Annotated in this window: 21 protein-coding genes and 2 tRNA genes; 3 read left to right on the plus strand and 20 right to left on the minus strand. The window is 59.1% G+C overall.

From position 1 onward, the window contains the following. Nucleotides 1–87: 87 nt before the first annotated feature. Genes ACR0J2_RS00005 through ACR0J2_RS00020 form a run of 4 tightly spaced genes read right to left on the minus strand, consistent with a single transcriptional unit; the run spans nucleotide 88 to nucleotide 4,415 of the window. Entirely contained in the window at nucleotides 88–1,059 is a 972-nt protein-coding gene (locus ACR0J2_RS00005; protein ID WP_170616671.1) for a 2-hydroxyacid dehydrogenase, read from the minus strand. Continuing rightward, the gene (sucD, locus tag ACR0J2_RS00010; protein WP_170616669.1) at nucleotides 1,059–1,949 is read right to left on the minus strand and encodes a succinate--CoA ligase subunit alpha; all 891 of its coding nucleotides are present in this window, start codon (nucleotides 1,947–1,949) and stop codon (nucleotides 1,059–1,061) included. Before sucD ends, ACR0J2_RS00005 begins: the two co-directional genes overlap by 1 nt. After that, nucleotides 1,949–3,145, minus strand: a complete 1,197-nt coding sequence (locus ACR0J2_RS00015; protein WP_480811323.1) for a malate--CoA ligase subunit beta — start codon at nucleotides 3,143–3,145, stop codon at nucleotides 1,949–1,951. Before ACR0J2_RS00015 ends, sucD begins: the two co-directional genes overlap by 1 nt. Nucleotides 3,146–3,173: 28 nt before the next feature. Then, nucleotides 3,174–4,415, minus strand: a complete 1,242-nt coding sequence (locus ACR0J2_RS00020) for a pyridoxal-phosphate-dependent aminotransferase family protein (RefSeq protein WP_480811324.1) — start codon at nucleotides 4,413–4,415, stop codon at nucleotides 3,174–3,176. A gap of 221 nt (nucleotides 4,416–4,636) precedes the next feature. On the opposite strand from ACR0J2_RS00020, the gene ACR0J2_RS00025 reads away from it, so the two are divergent. Further along, the gene (locus tag ACR0J2_RS00025; protein WP_321253760.1) at nucleotides 4,637–5,266 is read left to right on the plus strand and encodes a response regulator transcription factor; all 630 of its coding nucleotides are present in this window, start codon (nucleotides 4,637–4,639) and stop codon (nucleotides 5,264–5,266) included. A gap of 154 nt (nucleotides 5,267–5,420) precedes the next feature. On the opposite strand, the gene ACR0J2_RS00030 is transcribed toward ACR0J2_RS00025, so the two are convergent. Then, the gene (locus ACR0J2_RS00030; protein WP_480811325.1) at nucleotides 5,421–7,889 is read right to left on the minus strand and encodes a GcvT family protein; all 2,469 of its coding nucleotides are present in this window, start codon (nucleotides 7,887–7,889) and stop codon (nucleotides 5,421–5,423) included. Between the two features lie 134 nt (nucleotides 7,890–8,023). Continuing rightward, nucleotides 8,024–9,544 (minus strand): trimethylamine methyltransferase family protein, encoded by a 1,521-nt coding sequence (locus ACR0J2_RS00035; RefSeq protein WP_480811326.1) that lies wholly within the window; start codon nucleotides 9,542–9,544, stop codon nucleotides 8,024–8,026. A 94-nt stretch (nucleotides 9,545–9,638) separates the two neighbouring features. Between ACR0J2_RS00035 and ACR0J2_RS00040 the strand changes: the two genes are divergently transcribed. Continuing rightward, complete coding sequence (locus ACR0J2_RS00040) at nucleotides 9,639–10,547, plus strand: LysR substrate-binding domain-containing protein (RefSeq protein ID WP_480811327.1); 909 nt, start codon at nucleotides 9,639–9,641, stop codon at nucleotides 10,545–10,547. Between the two features lie 185 nt (nucleotides 10,548–10,732). Next, nucleotides 10,733–12,136, plus strand: a complete 1,404-nt coding sequence (locus ACR0J2_RS00045) for an MATE family efflux transporter (protein WP_480811328.1) — start codon at nucleotides 10,733–10,735, stop codon at nucleotides 12,134–12,136. A 9-nt stretch (nucleotides 12,137–12,145) separates the two neighbouring features. Here the strand turns inward: ACR0J2_RS00045 and ACR0J2_RS00050 are convergent, their stop codons facing one another. The 14 genes from ACR0J2_RS00050 to ACR0J2_RS00115 form a co-directional block, all read right to left on the minus strand. Further along, nucleotides 12,146–13,243, minus strand: a complete 1,098-nt coding sequence (locus ACR0J2_RS00050) for a M56 family metallopeptidase (protein ID WP_170616656.1) — start codon at nucleotides 13,241–13,243, stop codon at nucleotides 12,146–12,148. Then, entirely contained in the window at nucleotides 13,230–13,625 is a 396-nt protein-coding gene (locus ACR0J2_RS00055; RefSeq protein ID WP_170616654.1) for a BlaI/MecI/CopY family transcriptional regulator, read from the minus strand. The genes ACR0J2_RS00050 and ACR0J2_RS00055 overlap by 14 nt, the downstream gene beginning before the upstream one ends. Nucleotides 13,626–13,691: 66 nt before the next feature. Further along, the gene (locus ACR0J2_RS00060) at nucleotides 13,692–13,961 is read right to left on the minus strand and encodes a DUF2160 domain-containing protein (RefSeq protein WP_480713629.1); all 270 of its coding nucleotides are present in this window, start codon (nucleotides 13,959–13,961) and stop codon (nucleotides 13,692–13,694) included. Between the two features lie 143 nt (nucleotides 13,962–14,104). Beyond that, the gene (locus ACR0J2_RS00065; protein ID WP_170616650.1) at nucleotides 14,105–14,902 is read right to left on the minus strand and encodes a carbohydrate ABC transporter permease; all 798 of its coding nucleotides are present in this window, start codon (nucleotides 14,900–14,902) and stop codon (nucleotides 14,105–14,107) included. Further along, a complete protein-coding gene (locus ACR0J2_RS00070) occupies nucleotides 14,899–15,762 on the minus strand; it encodes a carbohydrate ABC transporter permease (RefSeq protein ID WP_170677640.1) in 864 nt (287 codons plus the stop codon). The genes ACR0J2_RS00065 and ACR0J2_RS00070 overlap by 4 nt, the downstream gene beginning before the upstream one ends. Then, a complete protein-coding gene (locus ACR0J2_RS00075) occupies nucleotides 15,759–16,835 on the minus strand; it encodes an ABC transporter ATP-binding protein (protein ID WP_480811329.1) in 1,077 nt (358 codons plus the stop codon). The genes ACR0J2_RS00070 and ACR0J2_RS00075 overlap by 4 nt, the downstream gene beginning before the upstream one ends. A gap of 1 nt (nucleotide 16,836) precedes the next feature. After that, the gene (locus ACR0J2_RS00080; protein ID WP_480811330.1) at nucleotides 16,837–17,886 is read right to left on the minus strand and encodes an ABC transporter ATP-binding protein; all 1,050 of its coding nucleotides are present in this window, start codon (nucleotides 17,884–17,886) and stop codon (nucleotides 16,837–16,839) included. A 62-nt stretch (nucleotides 17,887–17,948) separates the two neighbouring features. Continuing rightward, complete coding sequence (locus tag ACR0J2_RS00085) at nucleotides 17,949–19,688, minus strand: ABC transporter substrate-binding protein (protein WP_480811331.1); 1,740 nt, start codon at nucleotides 19,686–19,688, stop codon at nucleotides 17,949–17,951. Nucleotides 19,689–19,984: 296 nt separating this feature from the next. Beyond that, a tRNA-Glu gene (locus ACR0J2_RS00090) sits at nucleotides 19,985–20,059 on the minus strand. A 22-nt stretch (nucleotides 20,060–20,081) separates the two neighbouring features. Continuing rightward, a tRNA-Glu gene (locus tag ACR0J2_RS00095) sits at nucleotides 20,082–20,156 on the minus strand. Nucleotides 20,157–20,265: 109 nt separating this feature from the next. Continuing rightward, entirely contained in the window at nucleotides 20,266–22,008 is a 1,743-nt protein-coding gene (gene recJ / locus ACR0J2_RS00100) for a single-stranded-DNA-specific exonuclease RecJ (protein WP_480811332.1), read from the minus strand. A 93-nt stretch (nucleotides 22,009–22,101) separates the two neighbouring features. After that, the gene (gene glpX, locus ACR0J2_RS00105; protein WP_170616638.1) at nucleotides 22,102–23,085 is read right to left on the minus strand and encodes a class II fructose-bisphosphatase; all 984 of its coding nucleotides are present in this window, start codon (nucleotides 23,083–23,085) and stop codon (nucleotides 22,102–22,104) included. 70 nt (nucleotides 23,086–23,155) lie between these two features. Beyond that, complete coding sequence (locus tag ACR0J2_RS00110; RefSeq protein ID WP_480811333.1) at nucleotides 23,156–24,442, minus strand: homoserine dehydrogenase; 1,287 nt, start codon at nucleotides 24,440–24,442, stop codon at nucleotides 23,156–23,158. A gap of 124 nt (nucleotides 24,443–24,566) precedes the next feature. Next, nucleotides 24,567–24,815, minus strand: coding sequence for a hypothetical protein (locus ACR0J2_RS00115; RefSeq protein ID WP_480811334.1), 249 nt, complete (start codon nucleotides 24,813–24,815; stop codon nucleotides 24,567–24,569). Nucleotides 24,816–24,865: the final 50 nt, after the last annotated feature.

The following is a 24,865-nucleotide window of genomic DNA, read 5'->3' on the forward strand; positions in this document are numbered from 1 at the left end:
ATTTGTGCGGTGGGGGGCGTTCACGTGGAAACCTCCTGAAAAAGGCCTCCCGACGGGATCACCGGCGGGAGGAAGTGAGGGAAAAGGTCAGATTACACGGTCCCGGGGCGGGCGGCCGGCAAAGAAGTCACTGAGATTGTCGAGAACCCTGAACCCCATGGCTTCACGCGCTTCGCGGGTGGCGCTGCCAAGGTGCGGCAGCATCACCAGATTGTCGCATTGCAGAAGGTCCGGGCTGATACGTGGTTCGCCGTCGAACACATCCAGCGCAGCACCGCCGATCATGTCGAACATCAGGGCCTGAATAAGCGCCCATTCGTCAATCACCTCGCCGCGCGCGGTGTTGATCAGGAAGGCGTCCTGTTTCATCAGGCTCAGCCTGCGCGAGTTGATCAGGTGGCGGTTCGCCGCGCCGCCAGGGCAGTGCAGTGAGACGAAATCGCATTGCGGCAGCAGTTCGTCCACCGTGTCCACCTGAACGGCGTTGCATTGGCCCAGAACGTCCGGCGATACCTGGCTGCGGTTCTGCACGATGATCTTCATGCCGAAGCCATGATGGGCGCGGCGGGCCATTTCCTGACCGATGCGGCCAAAACCGATAATGCCCAGTGTCTTGCCACTGACCTTGGTGCCAACCAGATGGGTAGGGCGCCAGCCGGACCAGCCTCCGGCGCGCAGTTCCCGTTCGCCTTCACCCGCACGACGGGCCACCATCAGCAGCAAGGTCATGGCCAGATCGGCGGTGCATTCGGACAGCACGTCGGGTGTGTTGGTGACAGTCATACCCAGATCGCGGGCTGCCGGTTCGCAGATGTGACTGTAGCCGACACCATAATTGGCCAAAATCCTGGTCTGCGCGGCAGGCACATCCAGCGCCTCGGCGCTGAGTGTGTCGGTCACGGTCGGCAACACCGCGTCATACCGTTTCAGCGCATCGCGTATTTCGGCCGGAGACATGGGTTTGTCTCCGGTGTTCAGCACGGTGTCATAGCTTTCGGCCAGTTGCGCCTCGACCGCGGCAGGCCAGCGGCGTGTTACAAGGACTGAAGGTTTTACCATCACGCGGCCTTTCCCATGACGCGGGCGATCGTTTCGCCGATGACTGCGGGGTTTTCTGCCACGGTCACGCCTGCGGCAGAAAGGATTTCAACCTTTTCCGAGGCACTTTCGCCAAAGGCCGAAATGATCGCACCTGCATGGCCCATGGTCCGGCCCTTGGGGGCTGTCAGACCCGCGACATAAGCCACCACGGGCTTGGTGATGTGGTCGCGGATATATTCCGCCGCTTCGGCCTCTTGCGGGCCGCCGATCTCACCGATCATGGCAATGACCTCGGTGTCTTCGTCCTGTTCGAACCGTTCAAGGATGTCACGGAAGGACGAACCGTTGATTGGGTCGCCACCGATGCCGACGCTGGTAGACACACCGATTCCGCGTTCTTTGAGCTGCGCTGCAGCCTCGTAGCCCAGCGTGCCCGAGCGCCCGATGATTCCCACATTGCCCGGCAGGTAGATATGGCCGGGCATGATACCCAGCAGCGCCTTGCCCGGGCTGATTGTTCCGGCGCAGTTCGGCCCGGTCAGCACCATGCGCTTGTCGCGCGGGTAGCGGTACATGTAGCGTTTGACCCGGATCATGTCCTGCGCGGGGATGCCGTCGGTGATGCAGACGCAATAGCGGATGCCGGCATCCGCCGCTTCCATGATCGAATCCGCTGCAAACGGTGGCGGAACGAAGACAAGGCTGGCATCGGCACCTGTGGCCTCGACGGCCTGTTTGACGGTGTCAAAAACTGGCACACCTTCGACGGTTTCGCCACCTTTGCCGGGGACCACGCCGCCGACAACATTGGTGCCGTATTCCAACATGTCCTTGGTGTGAAAACGCGCCATGCGTCCGGTGATACCCTGAACGATAACGCGGCTGTCGCGGTCGAGAAGAATGCTCATTACACAGCCCTCATCTTGGTGTTTTGGGACAGGTCGTTGCGCCATGCGCCAACGGCGCGTTCGGCGGCTTCCATCAGGGTGGTTGCACGGATGATCGGCAAACCGGATTTGGCCAGAATCTTCTGACCCTCTTCGACATTCGTACCGGCCAGACGCACGATGACAGGAATGTCGATGTCCAGTTCGCGCAATGCCTGCACGACACCTTCTGCAACCCAGTCACAGCGGTTAATTCCAGCAAAGATGTTGACCAGAACCGCCTGAACATTGCTGTCCGACAAAACCAGGCGGAAGGCCTTGGCGACCCGCTCGGGTGAAGCACCGCCGCCGATATCGAGGAAGTTCGCAGGCTCCCCACCGGCCAGCTTAATGGTGTCCATCGTGGCCATGGCCAGACCGGCACCGTTCACGATGCAGCCGATATTGCCTTCGAGGCCGACATAGGACAGGCCACGATCGGCCGCGCGGCTTTCACGGGGGTCTTCCTGGCTTTTGTCGCGCAGTTCAGCAATCTGCGGGTGACGGAACAGGGCGTTGTCGTCAAAGCTCATCTTGGCGTCCAGCGCCAGAACGCGATCATCGCCGGTTATGACCAAAGGGTTGATCTCGACCATGGTCGCGTCCAATTCGCTGAATGCGGCATAGCAGCCCTGAAGGGTGCGGACCATTTGCTGCACCAGTCGCGGCTCAAGCCCCAGTTCGAAGGCGATCTCGCGCGCCTGGAATTCCTGCAACCCTACAGCCGGTTCCACGATTGAGCGTGCGATGCTGTCCGGGCGTTCGGCCGAAATCTCCTCGATCTCCATTCCGCCTTCGGACGACGCGACAATCATCACCCGCTGGCTGGAGCGATCAAGTACGAAACCCAGGTAAATCTCGCGGTCGATGGGCACGGCGGCTTCTACATATACGCGGTAGACGCCTTTGCCTTCCGGGCCGGTCTGATGCGTAACCAGCTTGCGCCCGAACAGGTTGTCACAGGCCTCGTAGATCTCGCTTTCAGTGTTGCACAGCTTGACGCCGCCAGCCTTGCCGCGCCCGCCTGCATGCACCTGCGCCTTGACGATCCACTTGTCGCCGCCAAGCTCGCGAGCGCGGTAGGCGGCTTGCTCGGGGCTGTAGGCCAATGCACCCGGCGGGACATCGACCCCAAACTTCGAAAGGACCTCTTTGGCCTGGTATTCATGAATATCCATCTGCATTCCTCCCGTTCATGCAGTGCGATTACGCGGCAATTGATGTGCCGTAGCGGCTTTCCAGCAGCGCCTCGATTTCTTCGAAATCGACTGTGCCTCCCAACTCATGCAGAGCTTCGGAGAACAGGCGCACGATGCGGCTGACGGCCTGATGGTTGAGCTGGTTCAGAATGCCGATGCGAACCTGCACCGGGGCGCTGAGCGTGGGCCAGATGCCAAACCCGCGCGCCCGGCAATTCTGAACAAGTTCCATTTCACGACCTGCCAGTTCTGTTGGCAGATTGAGAACGACAAGGCTGGGCATGTCCGAGGTCACTTCGCAACCAAGCGCGGTCACAGCGTCGCGCAGAACGCATTCGTGTGTGCGATATGACGCGGATCGCTTGGCCAGCCCCTCCTGAAGGGTCAGGCGCAGCGACTCGTGAAATGCGGCAACGGCGTAGCCCGAATGTGTGCGGTGATAGGTTCCCTTTTCGACATCCTGCCCGTCGACGATGCCCCAGTGGCGGGCTTCGAAAATCGGGTTGTGGACATAGGTATATGCACCCGTCGCCTTCAGCGAATTGATATACGAGTCGGTGAAGCTGACCGGCGCGTAGGTCAGTGGCAGGCAGCACAGGCCTTTCTGCGGGCAGGATGCCCAGCCTGCGATCCCGGGAAAATCATCAATCCGGAAATCCTCGACGCCCAAGGAAGAAACCGCGTCGATCAGGCCCATTGCCCCATGACGTTCGCAGGCATCCGAGAAACCGCGCAGATCGTTGATGCGCCCCGATCCGGTTTCCCAATGCGCCATGAAGGCCCATTTCGGTTTGTGGCGAGCCAGAGCCTTGTCAACCATTTCACCCGTAACCGGTTGCCCATGAGGCACTTCGATCACAACAACGCTTGCCGCCTGCGGGTCCAGCGGGCTGGAGGCGTGTTCCTGCGGTGTCGCGGCCTTGATCCGCAGGGTCAGCGAGTCGATGCCCGAAAACGTACCGTTCGAAAACGCGACAACCTTGTCGCCCGGCATCACGGCCGAGAACATGGTGTCCAGCGCGCTCCAACCGGTGCCGGCGACGGCGAAGGTATAGGCGTTGTCGGTACCCCAGATTTCGCGCAGCATGTATTTGCATTCGACCATTCCGCGCAAAACATCGCCTTGCATGTGGTCTGCAACGCCAGCGCTGGAAAACGCCTGCAGGACGCGGGCGTCTGTATTGCCGGGGCCGGGTCCGGCCGCCAGGGTCTCGGGGATTTCCAGCGGGGGATAAACCTGGAACGTCATTTGTGATCCTCCTCAGCTACGGGATGATTGGCAGAGCCCGTGTATCGCGTTGACGATCAGCAAAACTGCAACTTGCCCGAACGCGCAACGTAACTTAATACTGCTTTTGGGCATCTAATTGGGTGGGAAAAAACCTACCCATTAGTGTAAGAATACAAAGGTGTACTGAGATATAACCTACCAAAATGGGTAGGTTTTGAGAATTTTGGGCGGAAAATCAAATGACTGAAAAACCCCGATACCCGATTGACGTCATGCTGGCCGACAACAATCCGCTCGTCCTGTCTGCGATGTCGGAGATTTTTGAACGTGATCCGCGATTCTCTTTGGTGGCCACGTCCGCCACAGCCGAGGGGTTTCTGGGCGCGGTCATGCGGGTGCCTGTGCAGGTCTGCGTCGTGGCGTGGAACCTGCCGATTTTGGGTGCTGCCAAACTGATCGAGGTGCTGCGTGAACAGCAAAACGCACCCCGTTTCATTGTGTATGGCGACGAGGCCGGCGACGTTCCCAGGTTGGCCATGCAGGCCGGGGCCGCAGGATTTGCCCCACGGTCAGGTGAAGTGGAGGGTTTGCTTGAAACCTGCGCCGACGTTGCCGCCGGCAAGATGGTGTTTCCCTTCATCGATGTCCGGAAAATGCATCAGGATCCGATTCATGGCCTGTCGCGCAAAGAACGCGCGATCCTGGAGGCTTTGGCCAAAGGACTGTCAAATCGTGACCTGTCGAAAGAGCTGCAAATATCGACGAATACGGTCAAATTTCATCTGTCCAATATTTATGAAAAACTGTCCGTCAAAAACCGCGCTCAGGCGATCGCATATTACTATTCTTCGAAGTCAGCGCCTGAATGAGTGAGGCTCGTTTTGCGGCTGATCGTATGGCGTTCGCCGGATAATCCGGCGACGAAACACAGCCATTGCTGCGATGGAGTTCAGGGACCACCTGAACTCCGCTGGTTCCGTCAGAATTGCGAAGGGCGCCCAGGCGGGCGCCCCGTACAAAATTTCAGCATCGCATATTGGCGCCGTTGGGATCGTAAAGCGGGCCGCCAAGCACTTCGGCATCGTAGAACTCGCCGAGGATTTCCACCTGAAGGACCGTTCCGGGCGCTGCGTGCTCCGACGCGACATAGCCCATCGCCATGGATTTACCCATCCGGTGCGCATATCCGCCTGAGCTGACGTAACCTACCGCCGCGCCATCCTTCAGGATTGCTTCGTCGCTGGAGACATCGATCCCTTCGACGTCGATTGTTATGGTCACAAGCTTTTGTTTCACACCCTCGGCACGGAAACCTTCGGTCGCCTGCTTGCCGACGAAATCTTTCTTCCAGTTGATGAAGACATCCATTCCGCTTTCCACTGCATTGAAATCCGGCCGGAATTCCGTGGTCCAGACACCCCAGCCTTTTTCAAGCCGCATCGACATGAGCGCACGTGCGCCATACCAGCGATAGCCCAGATCAGCCCCGGCACCCTCGATCGTTTCGGCAAGCCGCAACAGGTATTGGGGGCGGCAGTAGAGTTCAAAACCAAGCTCGCCCGAGAAACTGATACGGTTCAAAATGACCGGAACCCCGCCCACGAAGGTTTGTCGCAGATCGCGGAATTTCATGGCGTCAGCGCTGACATCGGTGCGGGTGATACGCGACAACAGCTCTCGTGACTTGGGACCGGACAGCGCTATCCCGTGCCAGTCGTCTGAAACATTGGCGTAAATGACATCATCCGGCAGATCCTTTTCGAACCAGCGGCGGTGCGCTTCCTGCATCGCGCCCGACCCAAACAGCATAAAGTGATCCTCGGCCAGGCAGGCAACGGTCAGGTCACCGTAAAGCTTGCCTTTTGGGGTCAGCATCGGCGTCAGGGTCAGGCGGCCGGGTTTAGGAACATAGCCTGCCACAATACGGTCCAGATACGCGCGCGCGCCTTTGCCTTTGAACTCGTGCTTGGCGAAGTTGGCAATCTCGATGCCGCCGACGGCATTCTGCACGGCGTCCACCTCGCGTTTGACATAATCGAACGAGCGGTTGCGCTCGAAAGTCGGATCCTCGTGGGCGTCCTCGGGACCGTCCGCAAACCACTGGGCGTTTTCAAGTCCAAAGCCCTGATCCATCAAGGCACCCTTCGCGACCAAACGATCGTAAAGCGCGGTGGTTTTCTGCATCCGGCCCTTGGGAAGGGTCTCGTTGGGGAAGGTCATGACAAAGCGGCGTTCGTAGTTTTCGGCCGATTTGACGGTTCCCCAGTCCGGCGTCGCAAACTCGCCAAACCGCGCGACGTCCATGGCCCAGACATCGATCGAGGGTTCTCCGTCGATCATCCATTCCGCCATGGTCAGACCAACGCCGCCGCCCTGACAGAACCCCGCCATGACACCCACCGCGACCCAATAGTTCTTCATCCCCGGAACCGGGCCGATCATCGGGTTGCCGTCCGGGCCGAAAGTGAATGGCCCGTTAATCATGTCCTTGATGCCAGCCTCGCCGATTGCCGGTATCCGTTCGAACGACATTTCGAGTCGTTCGGCGATGCGGTCGAGATCGGGCTGCAGCAACTCGTGGCCGAAATCCCACGGGGTCCCACCGACTTTCCAGGGGGTCGACTTTGGCTCATAGGTGCCCAGCAACATGCCCTGCCGTTCCTGCCGGAAATAGATGTTGGCCTCATAATCGATACCCGCGGGCAGGCGACCGGCTTCGCCCATGCTTTCCATGCGCTCGGCGATCATCGGGATCTTGTCGGTGATCAGGTAGTGATGCTCCATCGGCTGTACCGGAAGGTGAATGCCGGACATCTGGCCGACTTCGCGGGCCCAGAGGCCACCGCAATTGACCACCTGTTCCGCATTGATCGTGCCTTTCGGTGTCGTCAGATCCCAGCTTCCGTCCGGGCGCTGGCTCATCGCGGTCACACCGCAATGGGTAAAGTACTGCGCGCCGTGTACACGGGCCGATTTGGCAAAGGCATAGGTCGCGCCCGAAGGGTCAAGATCACCGTCCTGATCGTCCCAAAGGGCTGCGTGGTAATGCTTGGGGTCGATCAGCGGATGACGCTCGGCCAGTTCCCTTGGACTTATGAATTCCTGATTGAGCCCCATGTACCGCGCCTTTGAACGTTCGCGTTTGAGGTAATCGTACCATTCCTTGGTCGACGCGGCGTAGAAGCCCCCAGTGATATGCAGGCCAACCGAGTGGCCCGATGTCTCTTCGATTTCCTTGTACAGATCAATCGTATAGCTTTGCAGGCGGCTTATGTTGGGGTCCGAACTGATTGTGTGTATCTGCCCGGCGGCATGCCAGCTTGAACCGGAAGTCAGTTCATCGCGTTCCAGCAGTACGACATCCTTCCACCCGAACTTGGCAAGGTGAAAAAGGATCGAACATCCGACGACGCCGCCGCCAATGACGACAACCTTGGCGTGGGAAGGAAGCGGTTTGCCTGTGGCTGTATCGTCTTTTTGAATTTCGGGCATTGAAGGTGTCCTTGGTTAAGCTTTAAGCGTTTCAAGAAAGGCCGGGTTGGGTCCGAAGTGTTCTTTGCATTGCCCACGCGATCATTGCGGTTCCGGTCACGACGTTGGCAGGGGGCGTCGCGTTGGCTGTTTTCCTAGTACCAGGCATCGGGCAGCTCCTCTTTGCGTCTGGCGACAAATGCCTCCAGTTCTTCGCGCAGCGCGGCGTCGATCGGAGGTTCCTCATATTCTTTCAGCATCTGCTTCCAGCGACCGTGGGCGCGCTGGCGCATGTCTTCCGAGCCGTTTTCTTCCCAGCTTTCGACATTCTCGCTGTCGCTGAGCCTGGGTTCGTAGAATGCAGTCTGGTAGTGGCGCATCGTATGGCCGCATCCCAGAAAGTGCCCGCCTGGGGCGACTTCGTCGTATGCGTCCCGGGCCAATGCGTCGTCTGAAGTGTCCAGCCCCTGGCACAAGACTTTCTGATAGGATCCAAGCCGGTCCGCATCCATGATCAGCTTCTCGAAACCAGTGCACAATCCGCCTTCCAGCCAGCCTGCCGAGTGCAGGACAAAATTTGCCCCTGCCAGCATGGTGGAATGCATGGAATCCGCGCTTTCGTATGCCGCTTGGGCGTCCTCGATCTTCGATGCTGTCAGGGACCCGCCGCACCGCAACGGCAACCCGGCGCGGCGCGCCAGTTGACCAATTGCATAGTTCGACATGACAGGTTCGGGCATTCCAAAAGTGGGTGCTCCCGATTTCAACGACATAGACGACAGGAAGTTGCCCAGCACAAAAGGCGCGCCGGGGCGGATCAACTGTACATATGCACAGACCATCATCGCTTCGGCCATGGCCTGTGCCACGGACGCCGCGGTTGAGACCGGCCCCATTGCCCCCGAAAGGATAAAGGGCACCACGACCATGCCTTGCCCGCGGGTTGAATACACCCGTGCCGCTTCGGTCACCACACGGTCCACCAAAAGTGGAGAGTTCGTGTTCACGTTCCCCATGATGACGCAGTTATCGGCCATTACGTCGGCGCCGAACACGATTTCGGCCATGTCGACGCTGTCCTGCGCGCGGCTCATTTCCGTAATCGCGCCCAGATGCGGTTTGTCGCTGAGGGTCATGTGCGCGAACAGCATGTCGAGATGCCGTTTGCTGACCGGAACGTCACAAGGTTCACAGGTGACGAAGCCGCCGTGATGCAGGTTCGGGTGCAGATAAGTTAGTCGCACAAGATCCCGGAAGGCGGCCATATCGCCATATCGGCGCCCACCTTCGAGATCGCGTACAAAAGGGGCGCCGTAAATCGGCGCGAAGACCTGATGCTTGCCGCCAATAATGACTGATCGGTCCGGGTTTCGGGCCAGTTGTGTGAACTCGGCCGGAGCTTGAGAGCACAGGTTGCGAATCCAATCGGCCGGCGCGCGCACGATGTCGCCGTCAACCTTTGCACCTTCGCGCTTCCAAAGCGCAAGCGCCTCGGGGTCGTCGCGAAAGGCGATGCCCACGTCTTGCAGGATCCAGTCGACCTGTTCCTCAAGCCGAACGATCTGATCCTCATCAAGCACATCGAAATGCGGGATGATGCGGCGAATATAGGGTGAGGGCGGTGCGCCAGTTGGCGCATTTCCCCGTGTTCTTGAACTGCGTGCCCGGCGCGCCATGAAAGCTCTCTCTGAATCTGTCTATCCTGAAATTATCGCTTGGGTGGGTATTTGTGACGTTTGAAAATTTCGATGAATTAGATAAACACAGCTTATGCAAAAGCTTTGGTCACATCTGTCCTCACCGCGCCACCTCGTCTTTTTCGAGGCCGCAGCAAGGACTGGATCGTTCACACATGCGGCGCAGGAATTGAACGTTCAACAACCAGCGGTCAGCATGGCGATCAAGCAACTTGAAAGCTCGCTTGGTGTTCTTCTGTTCCAGCGTAGCCATCGTAAGATCAGCCTGACAAATGCTGGAAGCAAGTTGTTCGCCGACGTGACACGCGCGTTTGAACAGCTTGCGCAGTCCGCCGAATCCATCCGGCAGTTTGCCAGCAATGATCACGTGACACTCAGCGCGTCTTCGGCATTCAACAACTATTGGCTTTTGCCGCGCATCGGGTCTTTTCAGCGCATCCATCCGGATATCGACCTGCGCCTGCAATCCAGCGATCGAGAGCCTGATCTGAATGTGGAAACGATCAGCCTGGCCATTCGACTTGGGGCCGGAGACTGGCCGGATTGCGAATGTGCGTTGATCGCCGAGGAAGTGATCTATCCCGTCGCGTCGCCCCGGGTGATGGCGGCAGCGGTAAATCTCAGAAATGTGCCGGGGCTTCTCAGCCAACGCTTGATCCATCTTGAGGAACCAATTCGCGAACGCCCCTCGTGGCGGCAGTGGTTCTGGGAGTTCGGAGTGACGGAAATACCGCCGCGCAGCGGTCTGCGCCTGAATGACTATGCACTGGTGCTTCAAGCCGCCATTGCGGGCGAGGGGTTCGCCTTTGGGTGGGACCATCTTGTTGCCCCATTGGTTCAGCAGGGCCTGCTTGCCGCGCGGCCAGAGTGGACCTGGAAAACAGGGAAGGGGATCTACCTGGTCTGGTCGAAGTCCCGGGAGCTGACACCCAAGGCCGAAATCGTGCGGAATTGGATATTGTCCGTAAAACAAGGTGCCTGACCAGAGGGTCGCTGGCGGCCATGCAGAGCGTTTTCCGCCACCAGCGACGGGCTGCGGAATAGCTGCTGTCTGAACCCTATCGCAACTGTTCCTGATCTGCGCGGCCTCAGGTGAATTGGGGTTGCCGCCCCTTCCCAAACGGCTGCAAGGTGACACAAAGCGCCTGAACAGGAGCAAAGAACAACATGGCAGGTCAGTCCGGCAATGACGCCGTTTTTCTGAACGGCAGCCTGATGCGGCACGTGACGCGCATGTCCTTGACCACCAGCATTGGTCTGATGGCAATTTTCGCGGTCGACTTTGTGGACATGATATTCATCTCGATGCTGGGCAATGACGCTCTGGCTGCGGCGGTCGGCTATGCGGGGACATTGTTGTTCTTTACCAACGCCATCAATATCGGGCTGTCGATCTCTGCCGGGGCGCTCGTTGCACGTGAACTGGGCGCGGGCAGGCCAGAGCAGGCGCGCCACTATGCATCCAGTGTCGCGGTTCTGGGGCTGATTGGTGGTATCCTGATTTCGGCTTTGGTTCTGATGAACCTGACCTTTCTACTGTCGCTTCTGGGCGCCGAGGGCGAGGTGCTGAGGCTTTCGGTCCGCTATGTTTCGATCATCCTGCCGACAATGTGCGTCATGTCCGTTGCCATGACGGCGATGGCTGTATTGCGCGCGCATGGTGATGCGCGACGTTCGATGATGGCGACGATCTACGGCGGTTTGGTGAATGCCGTCCTTGATCCCGTTCTGATCTTCGCAGTGGGGCTTGGACTGGATGGCGCCGCAATTGCGTCGGTATTGGCAAGGCTTTGTATGCTGGCAGCCGCGATACTGCCCGCGTTGCGCGTGCACCGGGGCTTTATGCGGCCATCGCTGTCACAGGTTGCGCACGATCTGCGCCCTGTGCGAACCATCGCAATTCCAGCGGTTCTGACCAATGTCGCAACTCCGATTGGAAACGCCATCGTAGTTCGGGAAATTGCTCAATATGGAACTGACGCGGTGGCGGGGATGGCCGTGATCGGCCGCCTGATGCCGGTGGCGTTTTCTGTGGTGTTTGCTTTGTCAGGCTCGATCGGTCCGATCATCGGGCAGAACTTCGGGGCCGAACGATATGATCGTGTGCGGGCCGCCTTTTGGGCCGGAATCCGGTTTACCGGGATATACGTCGTGGCAATGGCGGCTATCCTGTTTCTTCTGCGTGCACCAATCGCGGATTTGTTTGCAGCGCAAGGCGAAACACGGACGCTGATCTACCTGTTTTGCGGACCGCTGGCGCTGGCTTCGTTTTTTAACGGAGTGATTTTTGTCGCAAACGCCAGTTTCAACAATCTTGGGCACCCGGTCTATTCGACCTGGATCAACTGGGGGCGACATACCGTTGGAACTTGGGTCTTTGTCGTTATCGGATCCAAGCTGGCGGGCGCTTCTGGCGTGTTGCTGGGACAGGCCTTTGGTGGGGTAATCTTTGCCCTGGTGGGATGGGTTCTGGTCGAACGCGTCGTCGCAGGGCTGGCACACCCGCAGAAGATCGACCCGTTTACAGGGCAAAACCGTATCCACTCGCTGTTCGGGCGTCGCGGCTGGTGATCTGAGGGATCAGTTACCCTGGTTACGGGCCTCCAGCCGTTCCAGATTGACAACCGTTGACAGCATCAGACGATCATGGCTCCAGTCATGTGTCTGGCGAAGCGAGGCTGATCCAAGCGCGAGCAAGGTTGCAAAAGTCAGCGTCAGACCCAAAAACAGAACCGGCAGCGGAGCCGTGGCCACCTGCGTGTCGGTCAGCGCGATCACCCGCTGCTGCAAAACCCGCTTGGCCTTTCCACCTGACACCAGTGCTACATTCAGAACCTTCGGGTTCCGCATCGCGACTGTGCGGGCGCAATAATCAAGCAGGCAGGACGTATAGTCGCGCGCGTCGATCCCTTTGCGGGCAACAACCGACTGATCACAGGCCAGTTCCCGCAACCGGTCGAACTGATATTTCAGAAGCTGGTAGGCCGGGTTCCAGAAAAGAACGGGGCGCAACAGTTCGAACCCCAGTTCCCATTCCACGTCACCCGCGCGGATATGTTGAAACTCATGTGCCAGAGCAAACCGCATTTCACGCGGCGTATTCAGCAAGTGACTGGGTAAAACCACGTGACGGCGGCGCAGACCGCGCACCGCGAAGGGCACCGTGATGCGGTCCGACAGGCGAATGTCCACTTTGCGAGAGCGGCGCCACAGAAAACTTGTCCCGATCGTGTTGCGAATGGAAATCGCATCACGCACAGCGCGGACAAGATACAGCGCCGAGATCATCGCCAGAGCTATCAGGACAATAATCAAAGCCAGAGACTCACCCGAAACGATATGATCGATCCAGCGTTCGCGGGTGTTGAGCAATGCCTCGAACTGGACCGCTGGCATCGCGATTTCGCCGCGCAGATAAGCGGCAACCGCAATGTCACCCAGCGCCACTGCGCGACCGGGCCATGCCAGCCCCGCCAATGCCGAAGCGCCAAGCGCCAGCAGAGGACTGAGTACCACGCAAACGCACAGCGTTTTGAGCGCGCGCAACTGCGCGACAAAGCTGTTTCGCATCGGAGTCTTCGCCAACGTCGCGCGGGCCAGCAGCCAGATAAGGGCGGACAGGCCAAGCACGATGTTCAATTCGAGATATGTATCGAGAACCGGTTTAACCGCTGTCATTTTGCAGTCTCCTCTCTACCAGTGCCCGAATTTCCTCCAGATCGGCTTCGCTCAGCCCCGCGTCATCGACCAGACGCGCCACCAGCGTGGCGGGTGTGTCGTCGAACAATGTGCGGGACAGGTTTTGAAGCGAACGCGCCTGATACCTGTCTTTTTCCAGAAGCGGTCTATAGATCAGCGTTTTTCCGTCTTTGCGGCTTTCGACGAAACCTTTCTCGTCGAGAATGCGCAGGATCGTCGCGCCGGACGTATAGGCCAGATTGCGTTCTGGTGGCAGACAATCAAGCACGTCACGGACCGAGCCCTGACCCAGCGCCCAGAGTTCGTTCATGAACTCGAGTTCTACTTCGGTCAGGAGGTTTGTTGTTTTTTTCTTTCGCATCGGTCTTTCGTGTCGCATTTTTTAGTATGCCTGACAGACAAGCATCCTTTCGCTGTTTCGCAAAGCTTAAACTTTCCAGAAGACAAAAATGCCCCAGCCGATGGACAGGAAAAGTGGTGTCCAGACGGGCTGACCCACCAGGCCCAGCCAGGCAAGGAAGATATAGGCCGAGCCCAGCAGGGTAATAAACAGCCTGTCGCCCAGCGTGGTGGTCAGCCCCAGCACGCCGCGCCGTTCGATGCCGTCGCGGAATTTGAACCCTTCCAGCAGGCCAATCAGCGCAATGGCCGAGAAGATGCCGACGAACACGGCCAGCGTGGCTGGGGTCCAGGCCATCCAGAAGTCGGGCCACAAGGGGTCAGTCCACGAGAATCCTTTTTCCTCTTGCTGGCCGACATTGCCCCAACCGGCCTTCGCCTGTGCAAGGGCCGACGACGGCATGAAGGGAAGGGTGAGAAGAAGTTTACGCATATCGAACCTCACACACGACCCATCGCGAAACCGCGCGCGATGTAGTTGCGGACAAACCAGATGACGATGGCACCGGGGATGATTGTAAGCGTCCCGGCTGCCGCCAGCAGGCCCAGTTCATACCCGGCACTTGAGGCGGTGCGGGTCATCACGGCGGCGATTGGTTTGGCCTCGACCGCAGTCAGGGTCTTGGCCAGCAGCATTTCAACCCAAGAGAACATGAAGCAGAAGAACGCAGCAACGCCCACGCCTGCCTTGATGTTGGGCAGAAAGATCGTGACGAAAAAGCGCGGGAAGGAATAGCCGTCGACATAGGCGGTCTCATCCAGCTCTTTCGGGATGCCGCGCATAAACCCTTCCAGAATCCACACGGCCAGCGGCACGTTGAACAGCGTATGCGCCAGCGCCACGGCCAGGTGCGTATCGAACAGACCGATCGAGGAGTAGAGCTGGAAGAACGGAAGCGCAAAGACCGCAGCCGGTGCCATCCGGTTGGTCAGCAGCCAAAAAAACAACTGCTTGTCGCCCAGAAAGCGATAGCGCGAAAAAGCATAAGCGGCTGGCAGGGCAACGCAGACCGAAAGTACTGTGTTCAGAGTCACATAAGTGATCGAGTTGATGTAGCCCCAGTACCATGTCGGATCGGTGAAGATGGTGATGTAGTTCTCCAGCGTAAAGGTCTGGGGAAACAGGGAAAAGCCCGACAGGATCTCGTTCGTGGTCTTGAAGGACATTGCCACCAGCCAGTAGATCGGCAGCATCAGGAACGCGATATAAAGGATCGGGATGATGGACCGCTTCTTCATTGCGCGTCATCCTTTGTCATCAGAGTGTAGAAGACCCAAGAGACCAGTAGCGTGATGGCGAAATAGATCAGGCTCATCGCGGCCGCAGGGCCAAGGTCGAACTGTCCCAGCGCGATTTTCACAAGGTCGATCGACAGCAGGGTGGTTGAGTTGCCGGGGCCGCCACCAGTCAGAACGAACGGTTCGGTGTAGATGTTGAAACTGTCCATGAAGCGCAGCAGCACGGCGATGGTCAGGACGGTTTTCATCTTGGGCAGCTGGATATAACGGAACACAGACCAGGGGCTGGCGCCGTCGATCTTCGCAGCTTGATAGTAGGCGTCCGGGATCGACACCAAACCCGCGTAGCACAGTAGAACCACCAGCGAGGTCCAGTGCCAGACATCCATGACGATGACAGTGATCCAAGCCGATAGCGGCTGTTGCGTCATGTCATAGTTGATGCCCAGAACGTCATTCAGAAAATACCCCAGCAGACCGATCTTTGGCAGGGTGAAGATGTTCCACATCGACCCGACCACATTCCACGGGATAAGCATGGGCAGGGCCATCAGCACCAGACAGACCGGCACCCAGAACCCCTTGCGCGGCATTGAAAGGGCCACGATGATGCCCAGCGGAACCTCGATCAGCAGGATCAGCGCGGTGAACAGGAATTGCCGCCCCAGTGCGGCCTGAAACCGGTCGGACCGCAGGATTTGTTCAAACCAACCAAGGCCTTCCCAGAAGAACTGGTTGTTGCCGAATGTTTCCTGCACCGAGTAGTTGACCACCGTCATCATTGGCACCAGCGCGTTGAACGCGACCAGAGCCAGCACGGGCAGGACAAAGAACCAAGCCTTTTGATTTTCCGTTCTCATTGCGCCCGCTCCTGAGTTGCGATCCAGCCGTCGCGATAGACGCGGGATTGTTCGGGTTTGAATTCCAGGAAAACCTGTGACCCGGGTTCGGGCACACTATGCTCGGTCACGGCCTTGAGGGCAGTATTGCCGACCATCGCGCTGATCACATAGTGACGGCCGATGTCGGCGACTTTCGTTACGTGTGCGGGAATGCCGGTGTCGCCAAATCCAACATACTCGGGCCGGATACCCAGATCGGTGCGGCCCCCATCACCATGAGTTGGGCCTTCCAGCATAACCTCATGGCCTTCAAAGATAGCTCGGCCGCCTTTCGCCTCGCAGGGCAGGACATTCATGCCGGGTGAGCCAATGAAGTGGCCGACAAACGTGTGCTGAGGGCGTTCGAACAGTTCGACCGGAGTTCCGATCTGAACCACTTCACCTTCCTGCATCACCACCACCTCGTCCGCGAAAGTCAGAGCCTCGGTTTGGTCATGAGTCACGTAGATCATTGTCGCTTTGACGCGCTGGTGCAGTTCTTTCAGCTTGGACCGAAGCTTCCATTTCAGATGCGGGTCGATCACGGTCAAGGGTTCATCGAACATTACCGCGTTCACGTCGTCGCGCACCAATCCGCGGCCCATCGAAATCTTCTGCTTGTTGTCCGGGCTCAGACCCGAGGCGCGGGTGCCCAGCATATCCGTGACGTCCAGCATCTCGGCAATCTCATCGACGCGGCGCTTGATCGTGGCAGCATCCACGCCCCGGTTCTTCAGCGGAAAGGCCAGGTTCTCGCCCACGGTCATCGTGTCGTAGATCACCGGGAACTGGAACACCTGCGCGATGTTACGCTGGTCGGGGGGCAGGGCCGTTACGTCGCGGTCGTCGAACAGAATCTGTCCCTCGGACGGCGTCAGAAGGCCCGAGATAATGTTCAACAAAGTGGACTTGCCGCAGCCGGACGGGCCCAGCAGCGCGTAGGCTCCGCCATCGCGCCATGTCACATCGATTTCCTTCAGCGCATAGTCTTCCGGGCCTTTCGGCGCGGGCATATAGCTGTGTCGAAGGTTTGAAAGTTTGATCTGTGCCATGTCAGGCTACCCTTTTGCCGTCTTGGCCGAAATACCGGCAATGGGCCGGGTTCATGTAGAAACTGTGATCCTCGCCCACCCGATAAGGGTGCACACCGGCGGCCAGCGAAACCCAAGCGTCGTTCCCATGTTGGAAATGCGCGCTGGAATCCGAGCCCGACAGCTCTGTCACGATCACGCGCCCGGTCAGTTCCACATCCGCGTCTGTGGTGCGGAACGGGGTCACACGGTGCGGGCGCACGGCGACCATGTAATCTCCGTCGGCCATGTCAGTGACCGGCCAGCCGCCGCCGCCCGCCAGATGTGCCTGGGCACCGGAAACCGTAATGCGCGCCACATTGATCGGCGGGTCCGAGAAGACACGCGCCGCGGCGATGTTTTCCGGGTTGCGATAGATGTCGGCGGTCGGTCCGAACTGGGTCACGCGGCCGTCTTCCATCAGGGCGGTGTAGCCGCCCAGCAGCAACGCCTCTTCGGGTTCCGAGGTGGCATAGACCACGACCGCGCCACGCCCTGCAAACAGGTCGGGCAGTTGCTCGCGCAGTTCTTCGCGCAACTTGTAGTCCAGGTTTGCCAGCGGTTCGTCGAGGAAGACGGCGCGGCTCTCTTTCGCAATGGCACGCGCCAGTGCGGTCCGTTGTTGTTGTCCACCCGACAACTCATGTGGGCGGCGGTTTAGCATCGGGCGCAGTTGCAGCAGGTCGGCTGCTTCTTCAACGCGGCCGTCTATTTCGCTTTTTGCCATACCCGCCACGCGCAGCGGCGATGCTATGTTGTCGAAAACGGTCATATGCGGATAGTTCACGAAGAACTGGTGCACCAGGCTGATCTGACGCTTCTGTGTATTCAGTCGCGTGACATCCTGCCCATCCATCAGGACCTTGCCCGAGGCGATCGGGTCCAGCCCGGCCATCATCTTGATCAGAGAGGTCTTGCCCGAGCCGGTTGCACCCAACAATACATTGAAGTGGCCTGTATGAAGGGTCAGGTTTGTGGATTTGATATGGATGACGTTGCCGACTCGTTTGGTGGCATCTTGAAGTTCGATCATCTGGGAAACTCGCGGGGTATTTTAGGGTAGGCCGGGCTTGAGCCCGGCCTACGATGTTGCTGTTACTGGGACTGCCAGCGCTTAACCAGTTCGTCATAGTTGACGGTCTGGCCCTGCGGCTTTTCGTTCTCCAGCTTGGCCTTGGGCGAACCCGCTTTTTCCAGCCAGAAGGCAGGATCCTGCGGCTCGTTCAGGCGCGGGCCGCAGCCACCGTAGACACCGGCGCTTTCATCCGCGGCCTGCATACGGGCCATGGTGATGTCCATCTCTTCAGCCAGACGGTCCATCGCCTCTTGCGGGGTGAAGGCGCCCGAGTTCACGTCACCGATTTGCTGCCACCAGATCTGGGCCAGCTTCGGATAATCCGGAACGTTGATGCCGGTCGGCGACCATGCCACCCGGTCAGGCGATCGGTAGAACTCGACCAAACCACCCAGCTTGGGTGCGCGTTCGGTGAACGACTCGTGGTTAACCGAGCTGTCGCGGATGAAAGTCAGACCCACATGGGACTTCTTCACATCGACAGTCTTGGACGTCACGAACTGGGCATAGAGCCACGCTGCCTGAGCACGATCCTCGGGGGTCGACTTCAGGAAAGTCCAGGAACCCACGTCCTGATACCCAACCTTCTGGCCTTCTTCCCAGTAGGGGCCGTGCGGGCTGGGCGCCATCCGCCACAGCGGTGTGCCTTCGTCATCCACGGTGTTGTTGCCTTCGGACTTCGGCTTCACCATGTCGGCGGTGAAGGCGGTGTACCAGAAGATCTGCTGGGCCACGTTGCCTTGGCTCAGCGCCGGCAGCGACTGGTAGAAGTCATAGGACGCCGCACCCGGAGGCGCATAGTTGCGCAGCCATTCGTCCCATTTGCGGATCGCGTAGACCGCAGCCGGACCGTTGGCAGCACCGCCGCGCGACACCGAAGCGCCAACTGGGTTACAGGTGCCCGCTTCCATGCGGATGCCCCATTCGTCGACCGGAATACCATTAGGCTCACCGACGTCACCTGCCCCGGCCATCGACAGCCAGGCGTCTGTCATACGCCAGCCCAAGTCAGGCGCGCGTTTGCCATAGTCCATGTGGCCGTAGATCGCGACGCCATCGACTTCCTTCACGTCGTTGGTGAAGAACTCGGCGATGTCCTCGTAGGCCGACCAGTTGACCGGAACACCCAGGTCATAGCCATACTTTTCCTTGAACGCGGCCTTGTTGGCTTCATCGTCGAACCAGTCTTTGCGGAACCAATAAAGGTTCGCGAACTGCTGGTCGGGCAGCTGATACAGCTTGCCATCCGGACCGGTGGTGAACTGAATGCCCATGAAGTCATCCAGATCGAGCGTCGGCGAGGTTGTCGCCGCCCAGTCGCCGCCCATCATGTCGGTCAGCGGATAAGCCAGTTGCAGGCGGGAATGGGTGCCGATCAGGTCACTGTCGTTGACGTAGCCGTCATAGAGGTTCCGGCCGGTCTGCATCTGAGTCTGAACGGCCTGAACCACTTCGCCTTCACCAAGGATCTGGTGATTGACCTTGATGCCGGTGATCTCTTCGAATGCCTTGGTCAGAACCTCGGATTCATACGAGTGAGTGGGGATGCCTTCAGACAGGACGTTGATTTCCATGCCCGCGTAAGGCTGTGCAGCTTCGATGAACCACTGCATTTCAGCCATCTGTTCGTCTTTCGACAGGGTCGATGGCTGGAATTCGTCGTCGATCCAGCGTTGTGCTGCGGCTTCGTCGGCCCAAGCAGGACCGTGCCCCGCAATGACGGCAGCCGCCGCCACTGCGGAAAGTAGATGTCTCCGCATCTGTCTCCTCCCAAAAATTTATGGTTCTCCGGTGGGAACCGGATGTCAGATACCATCAGCGATTTTTCGCGCGCCTGTCAAACTAATTTTTTAGTAAATGAAAATGCAGATGCGTAACGCTTTGTTTTTATTATATTGAAAGAGGAATTCGGAAGAGGCCGCGGCAAGGATTGCTGACTACGCCGGAATCGGGAAAGAGCACTCAAAGTCCGGAGAACAACTGACCTAACCTCAAGTGAACCTGCGACCAGGCGCCAGATATTTGCTTCTGAAACTTAGATTTTGGAAAGTGCAAATGGCAGCCCGTAGGGGAATCGAACCCCTCTTTCCAGGTTGAAAACCTGGCGTCCTAACCGATAGACGAACGGGCCACTTGGTCCAGTCAAGCACAAGTGGCAGCCCGTAGGGGAATCGAACCCCTCTTTCCAGGTTGAAAACCTGGCGTCCTAACCGATAGACGAACGGGCCACGCTGGCTTGTGGAGGGCCTTTTACGGTTTACCTCCCACCCCCGCAAGCCGAAAAACGCAGGGATGTGAAACTTTTTTGGCGGTGCTTTCAGGGTCAGGAAACAGCCTTCAATTTACCTCGGCAGCATCCTCAAGCCGAAGCTGAACGTTTTGACGTCCGCCCCATGTGTTGACCTCAAGTCGGCCCGCGAAATGAAAGCGGGCTCCTCCGTGATTCAACAGCTTCTCGCCCATGGGGCCGTCGAACGCACCAAATGCAATGGCGTCCAGACCGCCGTTCAGCCCATCGGACAATGAAAGCTTGAGGTGCGTCTCGCCGACGCGTTTGGCAAACCGCACCTGAAGCTCAGGCAGGGCATAACGCGGGGCAGGGGCGCTGGCGCCGAACGGGCCGGCCTTTTCGATCTGTTCGATCAGCTCGACCGAGGCCGCTCCGGGCATCAACGCACCGTCCAGCTTCAGATCCGCCGGGCCGCCCTGACCGGCCCCCTGTTTGGCCAGCAATTCACTCAGCCGTTCCATCGCCGCGTCCAGTTTATCGCGCATGACCGTCAGACCCGCCGCCATCTTGTGGCCACCGCCCTTGACCAGAAGACCCTCGGCGGCAAGCTTCTGGATCGAAGCACCCAGATCGACGCCCGATACGGATCGACCAGACCCCTTGCCCTCATACCCGTCAAAGCCGATGACAATGGCAGGGCGGTTTGCCATTTCCTTAAGGCGAGAGGCAACGATGCCCACGACGCCGGGATGCCAGCCTTCACCCGCTGCCCAGACCAGCGGCGCATCCAGTCCGCGTTCTTCCGCCTGATCAAGCGCAGCGGCACGCACCGCGTTTTCAATATCACGCCGTTCGGTGTTCAACTCATCCAACCGCTGCGCCAAAGCCTCGGCTTCAGATGTCGATTCCGTGCTCAGCAGGCGGGCACCCAGATCGGCCTGACCAATGCGACCACCGGCGTTGACACGAGGCCCCAGCAGAAAACCAAGATGATAGGAATTGGGCGCCGCGTCCATGCGGGACACATCCGACAGTGCAACAAGCCCGGGGCGTTGACGTCTGGCCATGACCTTGAGTCCCTGACGAACAAGGGCCCGGTTGGCACCGATCAAAGGTGCTACATCCGCAACCGTCGCCAGGGCGACCAGATCCAGCATCGACATCAGCTCCGGACCTTTGATACCGGCGTCGCGCAATTGCCGCCCGGCCTCGACCAGCATCAGGAAAACGACACCCGCCGCGCAAAGATACCCCAGATCGCCACTTTCATCCTGCCGGTTCGGGTTCACGATCGCGACGCAGTCGGGCAGGGTCTCTCCGCCAAGGTGGTGGTCCAGAACGATCACATCCGCGCCGTTGGCTGCCGCGATGGGTTCATGGCTCAGCGTTCCGCAATCGACACAAATGATCAGGTCGTGTTCAGCAGCCAGCGTCTGCATGGCAGGAACATTTGGCCCGTAGCCTTCGTCGATGCGGTCCGGGACATAAAGCGTGGCGCTGATCCCCATCTGTCGCAGCCAGACCAGCAACAATGCGGCCGAGCTTCCGCCGTCCACATCGTAATCCGCGAACACGGCGATCCGTTGCCGCGCCCTGACGGCCTGTAGGAACCGCGTTGCTGCCTTCTCCATATCCAGCATCGAACGTGGGTCCGGCAGCAGTTCTTTCAGCTTGGGCTCAAGAAATCCTGCTGCTTCTATCGCTGGCACGCCGCGCCGTGCCAGCACCTGACAGACAGCGCGGGGCAACCCGGCCTGCTGCACCAGCATTTCTGTTGCCCGCTCGATGTCCGGCGTAGGTCCGATCCAGCAGCGTCCGGTCAATGACTGCTCGACCCCAAGAAAGCTCATCCCATGCCCTTTATGCGCCAAGGCCGGACCCTCGCGGACCCGGCCTCTTCATCTTTTTACAAATACTCCCGCCGGAGGCAGCGGCGCAAGCCGCTATGCGTCGCTATGTGGCCACATCGGTGTGCGATAGGACATACGCCGCACCGAACCGGTTTTCGACCGCATCAGCAAAGTGGTCGTTTCAACCCAGCCCGGCTCGCGTTTGATACGCGGTAGCAGTGAGCCGCCGGTTACGCCGGTCGCAGCAAAAATCACGTCCGCCGTCACCATTTCGTCCCGCGCATAGACGCGATCCAAATCGGTAATACCTGCCTTGGCGGCGCGGCCGCGCTCGTCATCGTTGCGGAACAGCAGGCGGCCAAAGATCTGCCCGCCCATGCATTTCAGCGCAGCTGCTGCCAGAACGCCCTCGGGTGCGCCGCCCTGGCCCATATACATATCGATGCCGGTTTCTTCGCTTTCTGCGCAGTGCATGACACCGGCCACATCACCGTCAGTGATCAGCCGGATCGAGGCTCCGGTGTCACGAACTTCGGCAATCATGGCCTCATGACGCGGGCGCTCCAGAATACAGACGGTGATGTCCGCCGGATCACAGCCTTTGGCCTTTGCCAGCGCTTCGACGCGTTCCCGCGGGCTCATGTCCAGATTGACGACGCCTTCCGGGAACCCTGGGCCAATGGCCAGCTTATCCATGTATACGTCCGGGGCATGCAGCATCGACCCGCGCGGGCCCATTGCGATCACGGTCAGCGCGTTGGGCATGTCCTTGGCGGTCAGGGTCGTGCCCTCAAGCGGGTCCAGCGCAATGTCGACGCCGGGGCCGTTTCCGGTACCGACCTCTTCGCCGATAAAAAGCATCGGCGCTTCGTCACGCTCACCTTCGCCGATCACGACGACACCTGCGATGTCCAACAGATTCAACTGCTCACGCATTGCGTTGACGGCGGCCTGATCGGCGGCTTTCTCGTCGCCCCGTCCGACAAGCGAGGCGGATGCAAGCGCGGCCTGTTCAGCCACACGGGCAAGGCCCAAAGAAAGCATTCGGTCGTTGAAATCGGTCTTGGCAGCGTTCATGTGTCGGTATCCTTGGGTCAATAAAGGCGTTCTGTCCGGCATAGCCTGCGTCTGGCACAGGCCGCAAGGGTCAAACCTCTTCGATGCGCAGCGCGACAGGTTCCCCCGAAACCACGTCAGTGGACCTGAACCCCTCCAGCGCCACATCAAGTGTCGCGCGCGTGGTCTTGTGAGTTACAATCAGGACGGGTGCCGTGTTTTCCGAATGGGCATACTGGCGCATTCGGTCGATGGAAACTCCGGCGTCACCCAGAATGGCCGCAACTTTCGCCAGCGCACCGGGTTTGTCCAACAGGGCAAGGCGAAGGTAATAGGGCGCGGGCAATCCGGTTCGCGCAGGCGTAGCCTCTTGCAGCGTCGAGGCCGGTCGGCCGAATGTCGGTATATGCAATCCACGGGCCAGATCACAAACATCACCCATGACAGCGCTGGCAGTTGGGCCTTCACCGGCACCGGGACCGCGCAACACGACCTGCTCGATCGAGTCACCCTCGATCACCACCATATTGGTGCCGCCTTCCAGTTGCCCCAGAGGTGAGCCGCTTGGCACCAGGCAGGGCTGCATGCGCTGTTCCAGTCCGCGCCGGGTACGCTGTGCCACGCCCAGCAGCTTGATCCGGTATCCCATGTCGTCCGCCTGATGAATGTCATCCAGGCTGATATGCTGAATACCCTCGATCTCGATCCCGTCGAAATTCGGCTTGGTTCCAAAGGCAATCGAGGACAGAAGCGCCAGTTTATGGGCCGCGTCAATGCCACCCACATCCAGGTTCGGGTCAGCTTCCAGATACCCAAGTTGGGCGCATTCTTCGAACAGCGCATTGTATCCCAATTCCTGGGACTGCATCCGGGTCAGAATGTAATTGCAGGTTCCGTTCATCACGCCCATGACACGGGTGATGTCGTTCCCGGCAAGCCCTTCGGTCAGGGACTTGATCACAGGAATGCCACCCGCGACCGCCGCCTCGAACCGGATGACACGGCCTGAGGCTTCGGCCTGTTCCGCCAGCTTCTGACCATGGACAGCCAGCAGCGCCTTGTTGGCGGTTACCACGTCTTTACCGGTCTCCAGCGCCGCCTCGACCGAGGCCAGAGCCGGGCCGTTTTCGCCCCCCATAAGCTCGACATAAACGTCAATGTCGTCTCTGCGGGCCAGCGCGACAGGATCGCTTTCCCAGGCGTAGTCGGACAGGTTGACACCGCGATCCTTGCCGGAATCCCGGGCAGAAACGGCCACGATTTCAATTGGTCTGCCGGTCCGGGCCTGCAACAGATCCGCATGCTTGCGGACGATCCGGATCACACCCACGCCGACGGTCCCCAAGCCAGCAATTCCCAGCCGCAGCGCCTGTGTCATTCGGTGGATTCCTTTCCGCTCGTATTCGCCAGTCTGGATTTTTCATCCGTCAGGCGCTGCCTTAGCGGGTTCATGGGGTCGGTGCAATGCGTCAGAGGACAGCGCGGCCAATGAAATCCGGCAATCAGTCGATTTCTGCGTTCTGTAGTGCCTGCGCTTTATTCGCCAGCGCTTCGGCACGCGCATTCAGGTCCTCTTCGACCTCGGCCGCTTCGCTTACGGGATCAACCGGTGGGCCCAACGCTTCGCTCAGTGGGATCAAGCGGGGAAACGTGGACGTGCGCACGGTTGGCGACTCGCTGCCTTCCAGTTCAGGAATGTCCGCGCATGCGGCGCAGACAAGCATCAAAAACAGCAGGGGCAGGGGTTTCATGACAAGCCGGTTGTTGTTGCAGTCGCCATTGTGATGCACCTTTTGCCCGT

This window comes from Ruegeria sp. CG4, assembly GCF_056537185.1.

Excerpts from the sequence above, each read along its gene's own strand:
- ACR0J2_RS00005 (WP_170616671.1), bottom strand. The coding sequence starts at position 1,059 with ATGGTAAAACCTTCAGTCCTTGTAACACGCCGCTGGCCTGCCGCGGTC.
- sucD (WP_170616669.1), bottom strand. The coding sequence starts at position 1,949 with ATGAGCATTCTTCTCGACCGCGACAGCCGCGTTATCGTTCAGGGTATC.
- ACR0J2_RS00015 (WP_480811323.1), bottom strand. The coding sequence starts at position 3,145 with ATGGATATTCATGAATACCAGGCCAAAGAGGTCCTTTCGAAGTTTGGG.
- ACR0J2_RS00020 (WP_480811324.1), bottom strand. The coding sequence starts at position 4,415 with ATGACGTTCCAGGTTTATCCCCCGCTGGAAATCCCCGAGACCCTGGCG.
- ACR0J2_RS00025 (WP_321253760.1), top strand. The coding sequence starts at position 4,637 with ATGACTGAAAAACCCCGATACCCGATTGACGTCATGCTGGCCGACAAC.
- ACR0J2_RS00030 (WP_480811325.1), bottom strand. The coding sequence starts at position 7,889 with ATGCCCGAAATTCAAAAAGACGATACAGCCACAGGCAAACCGCTTCCT.
- ACR0J2_RS00035 (WP_480811326.1), bottom strand. The coding sequence starts at position 9,544 with ATGGCGCGCCGGGCACGCAGTTCAAGAACACGGGGAAATGCGCCAACT.
- ACR0J2_RS00040 (WP_480811327.1), top strand. The coding sequence starts at position 9,639 with ATGCAAAAGCTTTGGTCACATCTGTCCTCACCGCGCCACCTCGTCTTT.
- ACR0J2_RS00045 (WP_480811328.1), top strand. The coding sequence starts at position 10,733 with ATGGCAGGTCAGTCCGGCAATGACGCCGTTTTTCTGAACGGCAGCCTG.
- ACR0J2_RS00050 (WP_170616656.1), bottom strand. The coding sequence starts at position 13,243 with ATGACAGCGGTTAAACCGGTTCTCGATACATATCTCGAATTGAACATC.
- ACR0J2_RS00055 (WP_170616654.1), bottom strand. The coding sequence starts at position 13,625 with ATGCGAAAGAAAAAAACAACAAACCTCCTGACCGAAGTAGAACTCGAG.
- ACR0J2_RS00060 (WP_480713629.1), bottom strand. The coding sequence starts at position 13,961 with ATGGCCTGGACCCCAGCCACGCTGGCCGTGTTCGTCGGCATCTTCTCG.
- ACR0J2_RS00065 (WP_170616650.1), bottom strand. The coding sequence starts at position 14,902 with ATGAAGAAGCGGTCCATCATCCCGATCCTTTATATCGCGTTCCTGATG.
- ACR0J2_RS00070 (WP_170677640.1), bottom strand. The coding sequence starts at position 15,762 with ATGAGAACGGAAAATCAAAAGGCTTGGTTCTTTGTCCTGCCCGTGCTG.
- ACR0J2_RS00075 (WP_480811329.1), bottom strand. The coding sequence starts at position 16,835 with ATGGCACAGATCAAACTTTCAAACCTTCGACACAGCTATATGCCCGCG.
- ACR0J2_RS00080 (WP_480811330.1), bottom strand. The coding sequence starts at position 17,886 with ATGATCGAACTTCAAGATGCCACCAAACGAGTCGGCAACGTCATCCAT.
- ACR0J2_RS00085 (WP_480811331.1), bottom strand. The coding sequence starts at position 19,688 with ATGCGGAGACATCTACTTTCCGCAGTGGCGGCGGCTGCCGTCATTGCG.
- recJ (WP_480811332.1), bottom strand. The coding sequence starts at position 22,008 with ATGAGCTTTCTTGGGGTCGAGCAGTCATTGACCGGACGCTGCTGGATC.
- glpX (WP_170616638.1), bottom strand. The coding sequence starts at position 23,085 with ATGAACGCTGCCAAGACCGATTTCAACGACCGAATGCTTTCTTTGGGC.
- ACR0J2_RS00110 (WP_480811333.1), bottom strand. The coding sequence starts at position 24,442 with ATGACACAGGCGCTGCGGCTGGGAATTGCTGGCTTGGGGACCGTCGGC.
- ACR0J2_RS00115 (WP_480811334.1), bottom strand. The coding sequence starts at position 24,815 with ATGAAACCCCTGCCCCTGCTGTTTTTGATGCTTGTCTGCGCCGCATGC.